Source organism: Sphaerospermopsis sp. LEGE 08334, assembly GCF_015207205.1.
Lineage (GTDB): Bacteria > Cyanobacteriota > Cyanobacteriia > Cyanobacteriales > Nostocaceae > Sphaerospermopsis.
Genome location: NZ_JADEXH010000034.1, coordinates 27979 through 47811 on the forward strand (window position 1 = coordinate 27979; position 19833 = coordinate 47811).

The 19833-nt window shown below is 35.8% G+C and carries 19 protein-coding genes and 1 pseudogene; 8 read left to right on the plus strand and 12 right to left on the minus strand.

The features are described from left to right. The first annotated feature begins 90 nt into the window (after positions 1 to 90). Positions 91 to 1482 (plus strand): malic enzyme-like NAD(P)-binding protein, encoded by a 1392-nt coding sequence (locus IQ237_RS18395; RefSeq protein WP_194057729.1) that lies wholly within the window; start codon positions 91 to 93, stop codon positions 1480 to 1482. A gap of 333 nt (positions 1483 to 1815) precedes the next feature. On the opposite strand, the gene IQ237_RS18400 is transcribed toward IQ237_RS18395, so the two are convergent. The 4 genes from IQ237_RS18400 to IQ237_RS18415 form a co-directional block, all read right to left on the minus strand. Beyond that, positions 1816 to 2562, minus strand: coding sequence for a creatininase family protein (locus IQ237_RS18400; protein ID WP_194057731.1), 747 nt, complete (start codon positions 2560 to 2562; stop codon positions 1816 to 1818). A gap of 345 nt (positions 2563 to 2907) precedes the next feature. Beyond that, on the minus strand, positions 2908 to 3180 hold the full coding sequence (locus tag IQ237_RS18405; RefSeq protein ID WP_194057733.1) for a cupin domain-containing protein: 273 nt from the start codon (positions 3178 to 3180) through the stop codon (positions 2908 to 2910). A 22-nt stretch (positions 3181 to 3202) separates the two neighbouring features. Further along, complete coding sequence (locus IQ237_RS18410) at positions 3203 to 3541, minus strand: Mo-dependent nitrogenase C-terminal domain-containing protein (RefSeq protein WP_194057735.1); 339 nt, start codon at positions 3539 to 3541, stop codon at positions 3203 to 3205. 781 nt (positions 3542 to 4322) lie between these two features. After that, positions 4323 to 5102: an HAD family hydrolase gene (locus IQ237_RS18415; protein ID WP_194057737.1), complete on the minus strand. Its 780-nt coding sequence runs from the start codon at positions 5100 to 5102 to the stop codon at positions 4323 to 4325. A gap of 114 nt (positions 5103 to 5216) precedes the next feature. On the opposite strand from IQ237_RS18415, the gene IQ237_RS18420 reads away from it, so the two are divergent. After that, positions 5217 to 6065: a hypothetical protein gene (locus tag IQ237_RS18420; RefSeq protein WP_228020466.1), complete on the plus strand. Its 849-nt coding sequence runs from the start codon at positions 5217 to 5219 to the stop codon at positions 6063 to 6065. Between the two features lie 17 nt (positions 6066 to 6082). Here IQ237_RS18420 and IQ237_RS18425 read toward each other — a convergent pair whose 3' ends face one another. The 4 genes from IQ237_RS18425 to IQ237_RS18440 all read right to left on the minus strand — a co-directional run bounded on the left by IQ237_RS18425 (position 6083) and on the right by IQ237_RS18440 (position 11588). Further along, positions 6083 to 6823, minus strand: coding sequence for a DevA family ABC transporter ATP-binding protein (locus IQ237_RS18425; RefSeq protein WP_194057739.1), 741 nt, complete (start codon positions 6821 to 6823; stop codon positions 6083 to 6085). Between the two features lie 116 nt (positions 6824 to 6939). Next, positions 6940 to 8094 carry an ABC transporter permease DevC gene (gene devC / locus IQ237_RS18430; RefSeq protein ID WP_194057741.1) on the minus strand — a complete coding sequence of 385 codons (1155 nt, stop codon included), beginning with the start codon at positions 8092 to 8094 and terminating at the stop codon, positions 6940 to 6942. 381 nt (positions 8095 to 8475) lie between these two features. Then, entirely contained in the window at positions 8476 to 9915 is a 1440-nt protein-coding gene (locus IQ237_RS18435; protein ID WP_194057743.1) for an HlyD family efflux transporter periplasmic adaptor subunit, read from the minus strand. Between the two features lie 935 nt (positions 9916 to 10850). Next, positions 10851 to 11588, minus strand: a complete 738-nt coding sequence (locus IQ237_RS18440; protein ID WP_194057745.1) for a phycocyanobilin:ferredoxin oxidoreductase — start codon at positions 11586 to 11588, stop codon at positions 10851 to 10853. Positions 11589 to 11742: 154 nt separating this feature from the next. Here IQ237_RS18440 and IQ237_RS18445 point away from each other — a divergent pair, with 154 nt between their 5' ends. Beyond that, complete coding sequence (locus IQ237_RS18445; protein WP_194057747.1) at positions 11743 to 11979, plus strand: DUF4351 domain-containing protein; 237 nt, start codon at positions 11743 to 11745, stop codon at positions 11977 to 11979. 240 nt (positions 11980 to 12219) lie between these two features. Here IQ237_RS18445 and IQ237_RS18450 read toward each other — a convergent pair whose 3' ends face one another. Both IQ237_RS18450 and psbP read right to left on the minus strand, forming a co-directional pair. Continuing rightward, on the minus strand, positions 12220 to 12813 hold the full coding sequence (locus IQ237_RS18450) for a nucleoside triphosphate pyrophosphatase (RefSeq protein WP_194057749.1): 594 nt from the start codon (positions 12811 to 12813) through the stop codon (positions 12220 to 12222). Between the two features lie 145 nt (positions 12814 to 12958). Continuing rightward, on the minus strand, positions 12959 to 13504 hold the full coding sequence (psbP, locus tag IQ237_RS18455) for a photosystem II reaction center PsbP (protein WP_194057751.1): 546 nt from the start codon (positions 13502 to 13504) through the stop codon (positions 12959 to 12961). A gap of 395 nt (positions 13505 to 13899) precedes the next feature. On the opposite strand from psbP, the gene IQ237_RS18460 reads away from it, so the two are divergent. From IQ237_RS18460 to IQ237_RS18475, 5 genes and pseudogenes are all read left to right on the plus strand, one after another. Further along, complete coding sequence (locus IQ237_RS18460) at positions 13900 to 15921, plus strand: tetratricopeptide repeat protein (RefSeq protein ID WP_194057753.1); 2022 nt, start codon at positions 13900 to 13902, stop codon at positions 15919 to 15921. Between the two features lie 140 nt (positions 15922 to 16061). Continuing rightward, complete coding sequence (locus IQ237_RS18465) at positions 16062 to 16637, plus strand: Uma2 family endonuclease (protein WP_194057755.1); 576 nt, start codon at positions 16062 to 16064, stop codon at positions 16635 to 16637. Positions 16638 to 16834: 197 nt separating this feature from the next. Further along, positions 16835 to 16987, plus strand: a pseudogene (locus IQ237_RS27065) (hypothetical protein); the annotation flags it as partial. 73 nt (positions 16988 to 17060) lie between these two features. After that, positions 17061 to 17315 (plus strand): hypothetical protein, encoded by a 255-nt coding sequence (locus tag IQ237_RS18470; protein ID WP_194057757.1) that lies wholly within the window; start codon positions 17061 to 17063, stop codon positions 17313 to 17315. After that, positions 17308 to 17742: a type II toxin-antitoxin system VapC family toxin gene (locus IQ237_RS18475; RefSeq protein ID WP_194057759.1), complete on the plus strand. Its 435-nt coding sequence runs from the start codon at positions 17308 to 17310 to the stop codon at positions 17740 to 17742. Before IQ237_RS18470 ends, IQ237_RS18475 begins: the two co-directional genes overlap by 8 nt. Positions 17743 to 17845: 103 nt before the next feature. Here IQ237_RS18475 and IQ237_RS18480 read toward each other — a convergent pair whose 3' ends face one another. Beyond that, positions 17846 to 18094 carry a UPF0175 family protein gene (locus tag IQ237_RS18480; RefSeq protein ID WP_194057761.1) on the minus strand — a complete coding sequence of 83 codons (249 nt, stop codon included), beginning with the start codon at positions 18092 to 18094 and terminating at the stop codon, positions 17846 to 17848. Between the two features lie 520 nt (positions 18095 to 18614). Then, the gene (locus IQ237_RS18485; protein ID WP_194057763.1) at positions 18615 to 19778 is read right to left on the minus strand and encodes a cysteine desulfurase family protein; all 1164 of its coding nucleotides are present in this window, start codon (positions 19776 to 19778) and stop codon (positions 18615 to 18617) included. Positions 19779 to 19833 lie beyond the last annotated feature (55 nt).

A 19833-nucleotide genomic window follows, 5' to 3' on the forward strand; every position in this document is an offset into this window, starting at 1 on the left:
TATACATGAAATGTCATATTTTTTATCAAAGTTGCAATTTTACTAGCAATTCAATATAAAATCTAAGATTCAAAATCTAACTATCGCACCATGACAAATCTCACTCCTAATTCTAGTTTCAGTGTGACACTACGCTTACAAATTCCCAACCGGGTGGGGATGTTAGCATCTGTAACACAGGCGATCGCAACCAGTGGTGGTAATCTCGGACAAATAGATTTAATTGAACAAACCCGCCAAGAGTCTATCCGTGATATTACTGTAGATGCAGCAAGTACAGAACAAGCGGAAACTATTGTTCAAGCGGTAAAAGAGCTAATTGATATTAAAGTCATAGATGTTTATGATCGGACTTTTAATTTACATCGTGGCGGGAAAATCAGTATTGCGAGTAGGATTCCTTTAAAAAGTGTTTCTGATTTAGCAATGGCCTACACTCCAGGAGTAGGAAGAATTTGTAAAGCGATCGCCCAAAACCCAGAAGAAGTTTATCACCTCACCATTAAACAAAACACCGTCGCCATTGTCACCGATGGTAGCGCGGTTTTAGGTTTAGGAAACTTAGGACCAGCAGCAGCTTTACCCGTGATGGAAGGTAAAGCCATGTTATTTAAAGAATTTGCAGGTATAGATGCTTTCCCCATCTGTTTGGATACTCAAGATACAGAAGAAATTGTCAAAGCAGTCAAAAATATCGCCCCTGTATTCGGTGGTGTGAACCTCGAAGATATAGCAGCACCTCGTTGTTTTGAAATCGAAAAAAGACTACAAGCAGAATTAGATATACCCATTTTTCATGATGATCAAAATGGTACTGCAATTGTCACTTTAGCTGCTTTACTGAATGCGTTAAAATTAGTCAATAAATCAATTGCAGATATCCGCATTGTCATTAATGGTGCTGGTGCTGCGGGGATCGCAGTTGCCCGCTTACTGAGAAAAGCCGGTGCAGAACAAATTTGGATGTGTGATTCTAAAGGCATTATCTCTATTAATCGCACAGATTTGAACGAAGAAAAAAGGGAATTTGCTGTTAAAGCACAAGGAACTTTAGCAGGTGCTACCCAAGGAGCAGATGTATTTATTGGGTTGAGTGGACCTGGAGTTTTAACACCAGAAATGGTACAAGGTATGACAAAGGATGCAATTGTGTTTGCAATGGCCAATCCCATTCCCGAAATTCAACCAGAATTAGTACCTAAAAATGTTACAGTCATGGCCACTGGCCGTAGTGACTACCCCAATCAAATTAATAACGTTCTCGCTTTTCCTGGGGTATTTCGTGGGGCGTTAGATTGTCGAGCGAAAACAATTACAACTAATATGTGTTTAGAAGCTGCCAATGCGATCGCCTCTTTAGTCAAACCTTCTGATTTAAATCGGGAGCATATCATTCCTTCTGTATTTGATGAGCGTGTTTCCTCTGCTGTTGCTGCTGCTGTCAAACAAGCTGCACGGGAAGAAGGTATTGCTCAAGGTTAATATAGGTAGAATCTTAGAGGTAAAGCAAAAGCTCATTGGTGTCAACTTAACCGAAAAATACCTAATCTCTTAGCTTCCACACCCGCCATGAAATTCATTTCATGGCTAATAGCTAAAGTTTACTAAAGTAAACTATAGGACTATGATTTGATTTCTGAAAAAAAACTCAGTACATCTTGATTCCTTCTTTACTGTTCCCTGTTACAGCGATTTTCAGGTAAATGAACCACATTTTTTAATCTCACGCAAAGACGCAAAGGCGCAAAGGAAGAAAGGAAGATAACAAGAAGGATGTGGTACAAATACATGAAAATTGCTGTAAGGTTGAGCTACTTATTCCTGACTAACAAACTCCAAATATCCCTTAATCAACTCCTCCACAGCTACATCATAAAACTGCTTACCATGTTCAGGAGTCGCTAAATCAGGATTTGAACCCATGCGCCCATCAGGATAACGTAACCGGAAATCAGCAGCACCATAAATTTTATGTCCACCGGCAACTTCTGGAGACAAAGGAGCTTTTTTAATAGCTTCAGGATAGACATATTGAGTAACAGCAACTTCACTAGGGGTAGCATGAGAACCTTCTTGATCCCCATACAATTCTTTCGCTAGTTTATATACAGAACTGCACATAAACCAATTAGCAATTTGACATTGGACTTTTTGGTAGTTTTGAATTTGTAAATCTTCTAAATGTGCATATGTTTCAGAAAAAGCAGCTTTTAAATTAGCAATATTTCCACCATGTCCATTAATAAAATAAAACTTCGTAAAACCAGCTTTTGCTAAACAAGTGATGTAATCTTTAATCACTAAAATTAAAGTGCTAGGACGTAAACTAATTGTACCGGGAAAAGCAGTGTGATGTAATGCCATACCGACATTAATTGTTGGTGCAACCATCGCTGATGTTGCTTTACCGACACCATGAGATATAGTCTCGGCACAAATCGCATCAGTTCCGATTAAACCCGTTGGTCCATGTTGTTCAGTTGAACCAATGGGAATAATAATTCCCTGAGATTGTTGTAAATAAGTTTCAACTTCTGACCAGGTGCTGAGATGTAATAACATTTTGTGTAAATCTTATGTAAATAGGAAAATATAATTATATATCAGTTATTCCTGATTGATGAATATTTTTACAAATGATTTTTAAGCTTTAACTTTTAACTGGTAATTGTAATTGTAATTGTAATTGTAATTATTTGGGAGTCGCAACAAGTGATGAAAATATTGAACAATTGACAACTTGAATTTACAATTTGCAAATTATTGCAACTGGAGTTAATCAAACTCGTTGCGAATCTCCAGACAAGACTTACTCCAAGTAAATGATGAAATGTTTCTTTTGTAAATCGTCAACTATACCAGAAGACAAAGATCATAAATCTTGACTCTTGGTGCAGAAGTGCCGAATTAATTAAAGGAATAATGTTTTTTTACGTCTTTGATAATTTCCCATGTACAAGACATCCCAGCAGGAAAAGTTACTAAATCTCCCTTACCCATTTGCACTGGTTGTCCGCCATCAGGGGTAACAACTACATCGCCTTCTAAAAAGTAACAAGTTTCTTCAGAATCATAAGTCCAAGGAAATTTGGAAACTTCTTTTTGCCAAATTGCCCATTTGTATACACCTAACTGATTGAGGCTCTCTTGACTCGGTTGATGCTCGATCCTAATTTCCATTTGTTGTTGTATCTAGGGTGATTTAGCAGTAGGATTGAATATCCTCGCCACATTCATCTACTAAATAACACAATGCGCGAAAACGCAAGCCTACAAATTGTTCGTATAGGGGATTGAGTTTGCACATAGGGGGAATGTGGGCAATTTTGCGACCGAAAAATATAATATCACGTTCAAAGGGACATTGAGCAGGAATCAGTTTAGCGATCAATTTAGCTAGTTGACGATTGTGAAATTCGATTTCATCTAACCATTGACGTATTGGTTGTAGTAAATCAGACTTATGACTTGTTTGTTGGGTTGCTTCGATCTGGCTAATCAAGTTAGGGAAAATGATAGATTGAGAATTTGTGGTGATCATAGTTCTACATCCTGTTGTCTTCTAATTGATAAACTTGATAAACTTCTGCCATTTTGGCTGATGACCATGCAAAATCTTACAGAAATCTGCGTTGCCTTAGTAATTCTAGATCAAAAAATTGCAATTGGAATATCTTACAAGTAATGGGCAGATAAATTCCTTAATTAATTGCTATTTAAACTCACGGTGTGTTGAATAACTGTCCCGTTAAATACAAAATAGCAAAGAAATAATAAAAATGGTATTACCTTAACTTATTAATTACTGATATCGAATATTGTGATCCCATATATCAATCCCAAAAGCTTGGTGGGAAAACTATACAGTGTTGCAAATTGTCACTGTTCTCATCAAAATATAGGTTGAGTGTTGCTATAACGAGCGTCTATCAATATTCAGCAATGACCTTAACAGATTTTAAATCAAATTCTAGCCTAAAAATGTTATATATGTTACATGAGTCAACCTAGATATTATCTAACTAGTAGCAAGAAATTCTTTGATAAGAACAAACTAACAGACTGGTAAAATTAGTTTATAAAACACAAAATATGTTATAATAAGTGTAAAAATTTAGCTATTAGTAATCTGTAAATGGCGTAGCAATTTATTGATTGCTGAATAATTACTATAAATCGTAAGTATTCAGCCGTCAGCAGTCAGCTAATGCCTAATGACACGCTATGCTAAAAGCTTTAAAGATTGAAATACAAGGAAAGGTAAAAAATTAGCCTTGTCCTGACTCCTGACTCCTGACTCCTGAATTATTACTATAAATCAACTAACTTTTTGATGTTGACAAGCTTTGCAAAATATAACTAGATAACTCAAAAAATCCTGCTCCTTCAGCCGCATTAGTTACATAAGTAGGTTGATACTGTAACTGATTGGCATATTTTATCACATTTGCCACACCTACAGAAATAGGAAAATAACGACTATCAAATAAACTTTCATCATTGGGACTATCACCTACAGTAACAACTTGTTCTAGTGAATATTCTGAGAAGTATTCGCGTAGCACTTGTAACAGTCCCACAGATTTATTTTGTGCTTGTGGTTTAATGTGACATTGGACATTACTATAAGTAAATCCCCAACCCTCAAGTTGACAAAACTTACTGAGATATTGCAATTCATTTAATGTCAAATCAGCAACATCAAATGTCCAATCAGTGACACGAAACCGATTGTCAGCAGATTCCTGAATTTGCGGAAATTGACTTTGTAATTTGGTAAAAGTTGTAGCTAAGTCCTGACGATGTTGAGCTAAATCAGGAATAGGTGTTAAAGTTAGTGGTTCTAATGTAAGAGATGAATAGAACAAACCCCCATTTTCTGCTAAAGCACCCGCAACTGGCATCAAACTACTGAGTCCACTGACCCAACCTGCTGAACGACCAGTGACAATCAATACCTTAACTCCTGTGGCTGCTAAATTCTCCAAAGCTTGCAACATTGAGGAGGTGAATTTTCCCTCTTGAGTCAAAGTTCCATCCATATCTGTGGCTACAAGACGTATATTCTTCCACTCATGAGAATTGCTAATGTGTCTGTACATAGAAAAATGACAATCAAGGAATATGATGTAAAAAAAGATTGATAATACAGTAAAGTGATACCAAATATTTGGGCATCCTAAACATTATCAGTAAAATATTTTAATTTGCTAACCATGCTCAGTACCATCTTTCTAGCCCAGTCTTCAAAAGCTAAAACTACAAAGGCAATTCAACAAGTACCAGCCAATGAGTCTCCAACATCACCCTTATTCATGTATGCCAGTGGAGGACTGCTGTTAGGACTAATAGGTTTGATTATTTATGGCAAAGTTTTAGTCCATAAATATGAAAAAAGCGTCAAATTTGAAAAATTTCGCACGCGAGAACTCGAAAAAAAATTAAAGTTGGCGCTGGAAACCATTCGCAACATGGAAACCAACCCGGATTTAGTCCACTCGCGGGACTTTAACCTTGATTATCTGCGAATGCGGATGTCAGAGGAAGTATTTCATTTTGCGATTGTTAATCAAATTAAAATCAAAATCAAAGATAAAATTTCTTTAGCACTGCGCCCAGGCCAGTCTCAACAGGGACAAGTAGGAGTTGCCAGCAGCACTGGTAGACAGATAGACGAGCTTTTTGATGTTGAGTATGAAACTGGTGTACCACCTAATATTGTCAAGCGAGTATTGTTTAGGATTCAAATTCGGTTAATGAAGTTACCAACACAGGCAACTTCTACGACTATTAGCCAAATTATGGACTGTATAGAAACTTATCTGAGTCCTAGAGATGATGACGACTCATGGCAGCCAACGATTCAGGGTAGGATTGTCTATATGCACTGGGATCAAAAGGCTAAACCCACTCCTTTGCTGGTTTTGGAACAGTCAAATGAAGGGGTAAATGTTACTTTCCGTACTACTCGCCAACCAAATGTTGCTGCACCTTCAGAGGGTCCAACAGGAAAGGCTAATGTTCCTCCACCACCAAAAAAAATAACTGGAAAAGCTAAGGCTTGACTCAGTAAACAGTTTAGTTAGTGAGACTCTGAAACTTGCTGGCCTACCTTGTGGCTGATAGGTATATTTTGAGCATCACGAGTTAACAAACCATCTTCCATTTCCACGATGCGATCAGCTATATCTAAGATGCGGTTATCATGGGTAACTAATAAAATTGCCGTTCCTTGTTCTTTAGCTAGACGCTGCATGATTTCTACCACATCACGTCCTGATTGTTTATCTAATGCTGCCGTTGGTTCATCTGCTAAAACTAATGGAGGTTGATTGACTAAGGCGCGGGCGATCGCTATCCTTTGTTTTTGCCCACCAGATAAATTGTCTGGGTAGTAATTCATCCTTTCAGCTAACCCCACTGCCCCCAACATAGCTTCTGATTTTTTAATAGCTTGGGATTGAGAAATACTCCCGTTTAATTCCACTGCCATTTGTACATTTTGTCTAGCAGTTAAAAAACCGAGTAAGTTGTGAGCTTGGAAAATATAACCTATATTACGCCGACTCTGTACCAATCGACTTTGACTAGAACCAAATAGTTCCTTACCTAAAAATTTCAGGCTTCCTTCTTGTACAGACCGCAACCCACCAATCAAGCTCAGTAATGTGGTTTTACCTGAACCTGATGGACCAGTCATAATGACAATTTCTCCCGGATATATTTCTAGGTTAATATCAAATAAAATTTGTTTTCTCAGCGCCCCTCGACCATAATAATGGTTGATATTTTTAATGGCAATTACTGGTTCTGAAGTGTTCATCATAGGTGATTGGTGATTAATAATTGACAATTGATAATTGATAATTGACAATTTTTTCATTCCAGGGTTGAAACTTATCCTTTCAAGGAGAAAGAAACAAAAAATTTCCTCATGCCTTAGAAAATATCAGCAGGATCGGCAGAACGTAATTTTCTCATGGCTATTACACCAGAAATAAAACACATTAAAATAGTTAATATTAGTACCATAATAGCCCGATAAGAACTCATAAAAACTGGTAAAAGTGTAGCATCTCTAGCAACTTTGTAGAGAAACAAAGCACAAGCAAATCCAGGAATGTATCCTAACACTGCTAACATAAAAGCTTCTTGCAGAATGACAGTTAATAAATAATTTTGTGTATAACCTATGGCTTTGAGAGTAGCATATTCAGATAAATGATCTGTTACTTCTGTATACAAAATCTGATAAACAATTACAGTTCCCACAATAAAACCCATAATTGTCCCTAAAGTGAAAATAAAACCAATCGCGGTACTCGTTGCCCAGTAGTTTCTTTCAAAATCAATAAATTCTTGTTTGGTGAAAACATTCACATCTGTAGGTAAATAAGTCCGCAAATATGCAGCCACTTGGTTGACATCTGAACCGGGTTTTAATCTAATTAACCCGATATCAATTAATCCTCTTTGGCGATTATTAAATATCCGCAAAAAGTTGACATCACTGGTAATTAAATTGCCATCTGCGCCAAAGGATGCTCCTAAAGTAAATAATCCTGCTACTTTAATTCGTCGTCTTCTCACTTCTGCTGTGACATTTTTTCCCTGTTCAAAATTACTAGCAATAGGTCCATATTCTACCCTAGAAGAACGGTCAAATAATACCACATCTGGCATTTCCAATTTATTGATATTTTCTTCTACTCCGGGTAAATCAAAAACATTAAATTCTGGGTTGAAGGCAAAAGTTAGGATACTGCGAGGGCGACCAGTAATAGGATTTTTCCAAGTGGTATAGTCTAAATAGATCGGATGCACTGATTCCACTGCTGGCAGATCTAAAGCTTTATATAATCTCCTTTGGGAAAAAGGTTTCATTGCTAATACAGCATTAGATTGATTGTTAATTACAACAATATCACCCTTTAAACTGCTGTGCATTCTGACGTTACTGTAATATAGTGCATCCCGAAAACCTAGCTGCATAAACATCAAAATATCAGCAAAGGCAATACCTGATAAAGCCACAGCTAGGCGAGTTTTTTCTCTTGTCAGTTGTAGCCAAGATAGAGGTATTTTTTTAGTCATTTAATTTTGGATTGGAGATGTTGGATTTGGGATTAATTAAATGAATCAATTCCAGGTATTATGGGAATATCCCAAATGTGGAAGTTGATTTTTATCTAATAACAGAAAATTATCCCAGGCTGAATTTGATTGAACCGCAAAGACGAGACAGTGCGTTGGGCGGCTCTGCCGACTTGTAGTAACTGGCGTGCAAAGGACACAAAGGTAAGAGAGTTTTAGAGAGTTTTTGGTGTGGCTGTGTTGATTTTTTCTTTTATGGGGATGCTCCCGGTTTTATTACTGTCAATTTATCGCAGATTGCAGATCAATGAGGTACAGAATTTAAATTTAAACCTATATACTTTCGCTAGTTTTACTCCTGACTCCTGATGTAATTTCAAGTTAGTTGGTTTTGCTAATGTTATCAGTGTTAATTTCCACAATCACTTTAGCGTTAGTTAAACCAGAAATTCGTTGACTATCTGCGGGAGAAAGAGCAATTTTGACTTCTACGACTCTGGCATCAATATCTGCGGCTGGATCTGTATTCAGTACATCTTTTTTACCGATTTTTCTGCCAATTTCTGTGATATTGCCTTTGATTTGCCCGCTAAATGCGCCGTTATCACTGGTGATAGTCGCAGTTTGACCAACACGAACTTTACCAATACTATCTTCGGGAATTTCAGCAATGACAAACATTTGATCGGTTTGTCCAATTTCTGCAATGCCATTTGTACTCATGACTTCCCCGGATTTGGTGTGAACTTTTAAAATTTCTCCAGGGGTTGGGGCTTTGACATAACTTAGTTGCAGTTCTGCTTGGGCTTTTCTGACAAAGGCGATCGCATTACTAATTTGAGCTTGTGCCATTTGTACGTCAGTAGGACGCACATCTAATAACCTGCTTAATCTCGCTCTTTCTTCGTCAATTTGCTTTTGTAATGTGGACACAGTTTTGTCGCGGGTGGCCGTAGCCTCGATCAGTTGCTGCTGTAAAGTAGCGATAGTTTGGATTTGAGTAGCTCTAGCTTCAGCAATTTGTTGTTGTAGTGTTCCTAGTGCTTGTCTTAAACTAGCTTGAGTTTCCCGCAGTTGCTGAGTAGCGGTGACAGCACTCAAACGTCTTCTATCCCGTTCTTGCTGGGAAATAGCCCCCTGTTGATATAAAAACTCATAGCGTCCGGCATCAACTTGAGCATTGCGTTGTTCGGCTTGTATCCGGTTAATTGTGGCTCTTAAACTATCTCTTTGTCCACTGAGTTCGGCTTCTAGACGTTTAATTGTGGCAGTTTGGGCGATTTTTTCCCCACTTAACTCGGCAGCGATGCGGGCAATAGTCGCTTGTTGGGCTTGTTTTTCTCCTTCTAGCTGTGCTTGTAAACGAGAAATGACCGCTGTTTGAGCTTGAATATCTCTTGGTGAAGCAGCTTTTACTTGGGCTAAATTAGCACGAGATTCTTGTAGTCTGGCTTTTGCTTCTTCGACTGCTGCCATGTTGGTGTCGCGGCTGTCTAAAATGGCAATAACTTGACCTTGCTGTACTTTTTGTCCTTCTTTTACCAATAGTTGTTGTACTCGTGAACCTGCTGATAGTCCTGAGTTGGGAGCAGCTATTTTAATTACTTCTCCTCGCGGTTCTAATCTGCCCACAGCATTAATACTACTGGGAGTTGGGGCTATGGATACGGAGGAAGTTAGTTTTTTTAATTGTTCAATTCTGGCTGTACCTAGAATACCAGCGGCGATCGCTACTGGTAAGGCTATAGCAACTTTCAACCAAACTTGAGATTTTTCTAGTGCCGATTCTGTTAACTTTGGCTTTTCAGTCACCCTTGACATGGTATGTTGCCCTTTTATCTAATTTGTGATTTGTGAAAGTAAAAAAGCAAATTAGCCTCAGTTGATTTGGTAAAATATAAGTTGTGATTGCACAAAAAATTACAGGAATTCGCAGTGTTTAATTCACCACATTCAGCACCCAGATAAGCAAATATTAAGCAAATATTTTTTATTGCTGATGATTTATCCCAGCAATATGGAATAAATGCGCTAATAATAATCACGCAAAACTAAATTAAGAATTGATATTAGAAGTCGGGGATCTGGGTATGAAGAAGTGTTACATACCCCTATATCAAATAGAAAATTCCTAATATCAAGGTTTTCTTAACTGAATTGTTAACAACTGAATTGTTAACCTGTGAACCAATTTATTTGTTTACATCTAACAAAACAACAAATATTTTTGGTAATTTCCTGATAATATATGATGCGCTACTTTTATTTCTACCGATTTTAAACTCCCGTTTAACTCTAGTTAAATAAATTCTACATTTATTAGTGATGAAAAAACGTAACGAAGCTTACAGATAGGGAGTCTTAAAAATTTTTCAATTAAGGATTCATCTGTCAGCAGTCAATGATCCGCAAGAACCTGAAAACAATCAATCATAGTCAGTAAATTGCTCTGATTAACACTGGTGTAATTTAACAAAACTCTGTATCCTTGTTATACTGTTTCTTGATGAGTCTGCGCTAAATTATCTGACCTCTTTCTTTGTGTTCTTTGCACGCCAGTTGCTACAAGTCGGCAGAGCCGCCCAACGCACTGGCTCGTCTTTGCGGTTCAATCATATCAAGCGAGGGGTAATTTTCTATTGTTTAAATAAGAATAAACTTAAAATAAACTGACACATTTGGGATGCTCCCTGCTCTTACTGCTATGGAATGATAACTAATAACTGATTACTGATTACTGATAGCTGAATACTGACTTATTGTGGTAAATCAAATAATACCGTAGTCATGTAATTTTCTGCCCAATCTTCACCAAAAGCTTTTTCTAGAACTCGTCGGGTTTTATCATTTTGTTGTTGTTTTGTACAATAATTATGTTGTCCGGCAATAATTGATGCTACTTTTTCTGGTGCTACGGGATTAGATGCGATCGCTTGACTACAATGAATATCTAAAAAGTCTTTTACTCTTGCCAAAAATAAGGTTTCTTCTTCTAAAGAACTGGGACGAATAAACAAACAAAAGTCAGAAAAGATATTTCCCCAATCTGGTAACTCACGGGATTGGGAAAAGTTAATTGTTGTTAACTGGCTGAGTTGAGAATTATAACCTTCTGGTAAAATACGTTCTAAGTTGACTGGAGAAAGGTCAGCGATCGCTGCACTAATTTGACCTCTACCTCCAACTAAATCACAACCAAACATAGGTATATCATATTCAGTTCTGGGAAACATCACACAATGCAAAATATCTAACATATTTCCCACTCTTGCTAGTTCCAAGTGCATTTTACGAAAGTGGGTACTTTGATAACAACGATTTTCTATAATTAGTTTTTCGCCTTCTAGTCTACCTTCTACATATCCTAATTCCGCTGGTAAATGATAGGGTGATAAGTCTAGGTATTTATGCCAAGCTGCTTCAATTGTATCAGCTAGTTTACAAATCAAGGGATGTTGTTGTTCACGTAGGGATGGGGTAGAAATGAAAGACATATTTTTTATGTAAACGATGTAATTTATAATTTAGTTTACTATTAGTGAGTACATTGTATTGTACTATTATATTAAGAATTATAAAAATATAATCAATTACACTATATATAACATTTTGCTGATTTTAATTAACGTTTATTTTCGGGAGGATATTATGCAAGAATCTGTAGTGTATCAAAAAATAGTTAGAGAAGGTTTAGAACAGGGAAGAAGATCAGAAGTGAAGTTAATTATGCGTCAGCTTCAGCGTCATTTAGGAAAAATAGGTACAGAAATTCAAAATCAAATTGCAGATTTATCATTTACACAGTTAGAAGATTTAGGAGAAGCTTTATTAGACTTTAAAACTGAAACTGATTTAAGAAACTGGTTAAGTGAAAATTGCGATTAAGGGAAGGAGTCAGAATATTTGATAAATATCTGGATTTTGAAAGTACAGGAATGAGCTAAATTGGGGAGAATAATCACTTAAATTAGGGAGAATCCCAAATGTGTAAGTTTATTTAAGGAATGAGGCTAAGACATGAAATGAACGAACCACGAAGGGACGAAGGACACGAAGGAAAGAAAGTTTTAGAGAGATTTTGCACTGGACAAGTTGATTTTTTCAAAATTGCAATGCTCTCCTTAATTATTGCCAAAAATCTGTAACTTCATAACCTAATTCTGCTAACATTTGTCTTAGTAATGGTAAACTCAAACCAATTACATTACTATGACAACCTGCGATTTTTTCCACAAATAAACTACCAAAACCTTCTAAAGCAAAAGCACCGGCACATTTAAGGGGTTCACCTGTTTTGACATAAGCTGCAATGGCGCGATCGCTCATTTTCCCAAAATAAACTCTAGTAATTTGACATTTAACAACAGTGCGATTTTGGGTATTATCAATTAAAACATGACCAGTATACAAATCACCAAAATTACCTTGCATTAAATTCCAACGAGCGATCGCCACTTCTGCATTTTCTGGTTTACCATAAATCTGTCCATCAATAGCTAAAACCGAATCACAACCCATCACCAAAGCTGATGGAAACTGAGGTGCAATAGTTTCTGCTTTACACTTAGCTAAAATTTCTACTAATGCTTTTGGTTCACTAATTTGAATTTGCGACTCATCAAAATCACTAGCTTTAACAATAGGTTCAATACCCACAGTTTGCAACAAATGACGACGCGCAGGAGAAGCAGAAGCAAGTATAAATTGAGGAATATTCATAGGTAATTGGTAATTGGTAATTGGTAATTGGTAATTGGTAATTGGGTATTAGATTTTAAATTTTGGACTTTGGATTTTACTTACTTCATTTCCATCTAAAATCTAAAATCTAAAATCTAAAATAGATCATCCCAATCACATAAAATTAATAGACACTAAAAGAACTAACAACTTCATCAATGGTACGTTGCAGTTTTTTCCAACGTCTTTCAGGTACAGAAGCGTTAAAAGTAAACAACTTACCACGACTCACAGCAACACTAGCTATATTGTGGCGTTTTTCACGGTTAGGAAGTTGAACTTCATACTCTAGAAAATAGTATGTTTTACCATCAGTTTCTTTTTGAGCAACATTAACTAACTCTGCGGAACGTCCAGAACCTTCAGGAGCAAGAGCAGCTTTTCCTAATTTATATCCTACTTCGGTAGGTGTTCCCAATTCAGTTAAACTTTTACCTTCAGGAACAGGACTAATCACCACAGAGACATTTTCTGATACTTCGATTAAATCATGAAATACCACATCAGGACCGTCGGTAACTTTAACTTGCAACCAACCATTAGGATATAAAAACTGATAACCATCAGCAGTATCTACAAAGCTTTTGAGTCCAGAAGCAGCAGCGACATCAGGGTTACTGAGGCTGATACTGAACACTAAAACCAACATTAACGCAATTCGTTTCCACATTAGATTAAAATTCCTTTCGGATAGCAGCAATATAAGACAAGGATGATTGCAAGTCTTTATTTTCTCATTAATTGGTACGTTCAGCTAAAGACGATTTTACAACTTCACCGGATTGAACTGCACGCTTCTAGGGTTTTCGGTAGTTCAGCCATATTGAAAAATTTGATACACTGTGCAAAATACCCACCTGAGAATTAATTCTCAGGCTAATAGCAAAATTCGTCTAAAGACGACTATAAAAAGCTTTTAGTCTATTTTAGGACAATTGAACTATTAGCCCTAAATTTCATTTCTGGGTAGGTTAGCTAATTTGTGATCTAAATTGGTGATTTTTGCTGCTTGATAGGGAATACTAGAATAAATATTCCTTGTTAGATAAAGGGGAATTTTGACAAATGGACTGGATAACTATACTCAAAGCACAACAGACTGATTTTATTGCCAGAATTAAATCAGGTGACTTACTCCATTGTGAGAAGGAAGGCCAGCATAGTGAGTTGACGGTTATCTCTGGAGAGAGGTTAAAGCAATTACGGGATTTTTGCTGGGAGATGGCTAATAAATTTAAGCAACAATACGACGTTAAGAACATCTTCTTCAATAATATGAAGGGAAAGCTGGGTGAGGAAGTTTTTAAAATCCGTTTAGGTGATTTTGTAACTGAAGTTGATTATGAAAAATACAGTGGTGGAGATGGAAAGGTTGATTTTACTTTAACTTCTGATTCATCAACTGGTATTCAGGTTAAAACCCGTTATGGAAATTATGATCAAGTTCAATGGAAAATTGATAAAGAAGAAATTGAAAAAAATTCTGTTTTAGTTTGTGTTTTATGTCAAGAAGAATTTAGTGACATTGAAAAAGAGTATCGTTTTATTATGGCTGGGTTTTTACCAACCAATATGATTCAATCTGCTTTTAATGAAGCTATAGTAGGAATAGATGAATTACTTTATCCTGGTGGTTTGCGTGGTTATTTAGATAGTTTAGTATCTTATGATGCTGACAAATATATCAACTTAGGTGATGAGTGTCTTTTTGATAAAAAAGACTATAAAGGTGCTATTTTAAATTATTGTCATGCTTTACAATTAAGGGCAAATGAGGCAATTACTTATTATAAAAGTGATGCAATTATTTATTACAAAAGGGGAATTGCTTTCTCTCTATTAGGATATTATCAGAACGCTATTGATGATTGCACTCAAGCTATAAAAATTGATGCTCATTATGGTCATTACTGTTGTCGTGGGTCTGCACGCCATAGTTTAGGAGACAACCAGGGTGCAATTGATGATTACACTAAAGCTATAAAAATTAATGCCAATAATGCCATTGCATACAATGATCGGGGGCTTGCTCACTATGATTTAGGAGATAATCAGAGTGCAATTAATGATTTCACTCAAGCTATAAAAATTAATCCCAATTATGCCATTGCCTACAACAATCGGGGAAATGCTCACTGTAATTTAGGAGATAATCAGAGTGCAATTAATGATTTCACTCAAGCTATAAAAATTAATCCCAATTATGCCATTGCCTACAACAATCGGGGAAATGCTCACTCTGAATTAGGAGACAACCAGAGAGCAATTGATGATTTTACTCAAGCTATAAAAATTAATCCCAATTATGCCATCGTCTACAATGATCGGGGGTTTGCTCACTATACTTTAGGAGATAATCAGAGTGCAATTAATGATTACACTCAAGCTATTAATTTATATCCAGAATTTGCTATTGCTTACTATAATCGGGGGGTTGCTCACTATAATTTAGGAGATAATCAGAGTGCAATTGATGATTTCACTCAAGCTATAAAAATTAATCCAACAGACAACGCTTATTTTTGGCGGGGTAATATGTATTTTGAGATTGGAGCTAATCAATTAGCTATTCATGACTATACACAATCAATAAAAATTAATCCAACAGACGAAGCTTATTTTAATCGTGGATTTATACTCTATCATACCCAAGAAATACAAAAATCAATTGAAGATTTTACTCAAGCGATCACTATTAATAATAATAAAACCTCAGCTTATTTTTGGCTGGGTATTGCTCGTTATGATAGAAGATTAGATAAAGAAGCAATGATAGACTTCTCTACAGTTGTAAAATTAGATCCTAATCATGCACCAGCATATCTGAGGAGAGGGATGATGTTTAATGAAATAGAAGAATATCAGAAAGCTATTGATGATTTTAATAGTGCGATTAGAATTAATCCTTATTTCGCTGAAGCATATCAAAGTTTGGGTTGTACTTACTATACCATAGGACATCCACCCTATGCAATTAGCAATTTACAAAAATCGGCTAATTTATATCAAAAACAAGGTAGGGATAAAAAGTTTCAAGAAGTAAAGGATATTTTGAGAGAAATTCACAGATCGCAACATTTAATGTAATTAACAATAACAATTATTAGTTCACAGTTTCTTTATTTCCATTATTTCATAAAAAATCCTGTAAATCCTCAAATCCTGGACATCCTGATTCTGACAAAAAATATCATATAATAGAGAATAAATATTTACCTCAATTAACTATGCAAACCACAGAATCACCCTTACAATTGCGGCTGTGGACTGTTGATGAATACCACAGAATGGCTGAAGCAGGAATATTTGAGCCGAGTGAACGGGTAGAATTATTAGAGGGGAAAATAATTTGGATGGTTGCTAAAGGAACAGCCCACCGTTCAGCAGTGGGAAGAACAGATAAATTACTGCAAAATCGTTTAGAAAATCAGGCTTGGATAGCAATTCAAGACCCTGTAAAATTAAATGAAAGGTCTGAACCAGAACCAGATGTTGCTGTAGTCAAAATAGATCCTTTAGACTATGCAGATCATCATCCTACACCAGATGAAATTTATTTCATTATTGAAGTTGCAGATAGCAGTTTAAAACTAGATACAGAAATCAAAGCTAAAGCTTATTCTCAAGCAGGAATTAAAGATTATTGGGTGTTAGATGTAGTCAAACGCGAATTAATTGTATTTAGAAATCCCACACCAGAAGGTTATCAAAATCAAGAAATTCTCACAGAACATCAAAAAATATCTCCTTTAGATTTTCCTGATTTAGAAATTATTGTTTCTGAAATGCTACCAGTTGTCTAAATACTCTTTTATCGCTGCAAAATTACCTCTCTTCTTCTCTTCTTCCTTCGTGTTCTTCGTATCTACCCTTCGGGAAGTGCTTCGCACAACGTGGTTCATTCTTTTAGTAGAATGTAGGGAGACAAACATCCTGTAAATCCTTAAATCCTGGACATCCTGATTCAGACAAATCAAATATCAGGTTCTACACCCAGAATGTAGGTGATCGTGTAATTCACAAAAAATTTGGTACTGGTGAAATAACTCATGTTTTTGGATCAGAAAACAAAGTATCTTTAGCAATTATGTTCAATGAATTAGGTCAAAAGATAATTGATCCAAGAGTTTCTCAATTAACAAAAATAGATTAAATAAATCTAGAAATTCGTTTTAGATTATGATAAAATGAATATCAATAGCCACTCCTTATAACTAAATACAACTATGAACACCGAATTAGTCAAAAAATTAGTAGAAATTATTCATTGTTTATCCCCAGAAGAAAAACAATTGTTAGAAACAGAATTGCAAATCAAACCAGATTGGAATATTATCAAACAAAGTATCCTCAAAAGAGGAGAAATACTGAACCAAAGACTAAAAAATCAATCTTTACAAGATATAGTTACCAATATTATCTCAGAAATGAGAGAAGAAAGAAGTGAACAGTTAATTAATTCTTTTATCCACCATGAATAATTTAATTTGTGTAGATGCCAGCTTTACCATTAACTTAATAAATAGTAAATCTATGGATTCACCATTTATCCAACTATGGGAAAATTGGCAAAATAACTCTGCGACTATTATTGCACCAACATTATTTTATTATGAAATTACCAATGCTTTACATCGCATGAATCAAGCGAATTTATTGACTATAGAAGAAACAGAAAAAGCTTTAGAAGATGCGTTAAATTTAGGAATAGTTCTTTATGGAAACTCGCAAATTTCTCAACTTCATCAAATGGCAAGCAATATAGCAAAAACACTTAAATTATCTGCTGCTTATGATGCTCATTATCTAGCATTATCGAAACTATTGAATGCTGAATTTTACACCGCAGATAAACGTTGTACCTCTAAAGAACCAGGTACGGTGATATCTATACCGGTTAATTCCTGATAAACAGCTTGGGGAATCAAAATTTTGTTGTATAGTTTTTGCAGTAAGTCTAATTGACCAATAGCGGCTAGATTGGTAATCACAGAAGTATCACTAATAATTATCACAATCTGCCTAACTCCCGTAAATTTTTTAAATCGAGTTCAAAATCTTCAATTTCATAAAAATAAAGAGGTATTTGACGTTCTTTAAGTAACTGACAAAAATGTATTTTATCCATTTGTGCTAACTTACTAGCTTGTCCTATTGCCAGTTTTCCAGACTGAAATAATAACAAGGCAATTTCTTGTTTAAACTGGGTTTCGTTCATTCCACAGGCATTTAAAGTTTCATCTGATATGGTGACGCTCATAGTAGCTATGATTGATTTTGGTTGTTAATTTTATGAAAATTATAGCTTATTTATTATAAACTATTTTCTCATTTCACTCATTGTCTGATAGCGTAGCTTGACCTAGCGTCTATAAGTTTATACCTCACCTTGTAAGCTGTTGTGCATTTAATTTGTATAAGTCTAGCGGGCATCTTGCCCACACCACAAGACTTCACTATCTGAAAATTATACAATTTAGCTGCTTGACAGCTTATTTAACTGAATATATATAGTATTATATTTCATTTTATAATAATTGATGCAACCTATTTATAAAAGTTCATCAATAGGTAAAACAGCTTTGCATTGGGATTGAGTTCACTAGCAGAAAGTAGTTTTTATTGATTATTTTAAATGAATATCCTAGTAAATTAAAGCTAAAGCTTATTCTCAGGCAGGAATTAAAGGATATAATAAAAAATCCTGTAAATCCTTAAATCCTGTACTTCGACTTCGCTCAGTAACCAGACATCCTGATTCAGACAAGAAATTCTAACAATCAACCTCTTACCAATTCCACATTTACCAACCTCTGTAAAACCTGTTTTAAAACCATCGCAGTCCAATCAATATCCGCTTCCGTTGTCTGTTTTCCTAATGTTAACCTAATTCCCCCCAAAGCAGCTTTTTGAGAATATCCCATTGCTAATAAAATCGGACTAGGATTTAATTTACCACTATTACAAGCAGCACCCGCACTAATACCAATTCCTGCTAAATTTAACTGACGAACTAAAGTTTTACCACTGATTTTTTCCCCATCTGCATATTCTAAACAAAAACTCAGATGATGGGGTAAACGATGAATCATATCACCAGTAGGAATTAAACCGGGGACATTTTCTAATAAAGAAAATAGGCGATCGCGCAATTTTATTAATCTGATTCTTTCCCCTTCCAACTCTTTTCCCGCTAACTCCGCAGCAACCCCAAAACCTGCAATAGCGGGAGTTGCTTGTGTACCAGAACGCAATTTTTTCTCTTGTCCACCACCACCCAAAAGTGGTATTAACTCCACCCCTGGACGCACATATAAAGCACCAGCACCCAAAGGACCATATAATTTATGACTAGAAATACTCAATAAATCAACAGGTAAAGTATTCACATCTATCGCTAAACGTCCGGCAATTTGTACTGCATCTGTGTGAAACAAAACGCCATTTAATTGAGCAATTTTTCCTAATTCTATAATCGGTTGAACCGTCCCCACTTCGCTTTGTCCATAAATCACAGATACCAAAACTGTGTTATTTCTTAAAGCTGCTTTTAAATCTTCAGGATTAACTCTACCTTTACCATCTACAACCAACCGGGTAACATCCCAACCCCAACTTTCTAACATTCGCACCGGTTCAGAAATAGCAGAATGTTCCACACTAGAAATAATAATATGTTGCGGTACAGAATAACATCGAGCCACACCCATAATCGCTAAATTATCTGCTTCCGTTCCCCCAGAAGTAAAAATAATTGATTCAGGAATAGCATTGATTAAACCTGCAACTTGCATCCGGGCAGTTTCCAAAATTAAAGCTGCACGATTGCCCCATTCATGTAAACTAGAAGGATTACCCCACTGTTGAGTTAAAACTGATTGCATAACAGCGATCGCCTCAGGACGAGTAGGAGTAGTAGCACTGTAATCTAGATAAATTTGCATAAAATCAATAATTTTGCTAATTTAGCACCTATTATGGGCAATAATAAATTATTAG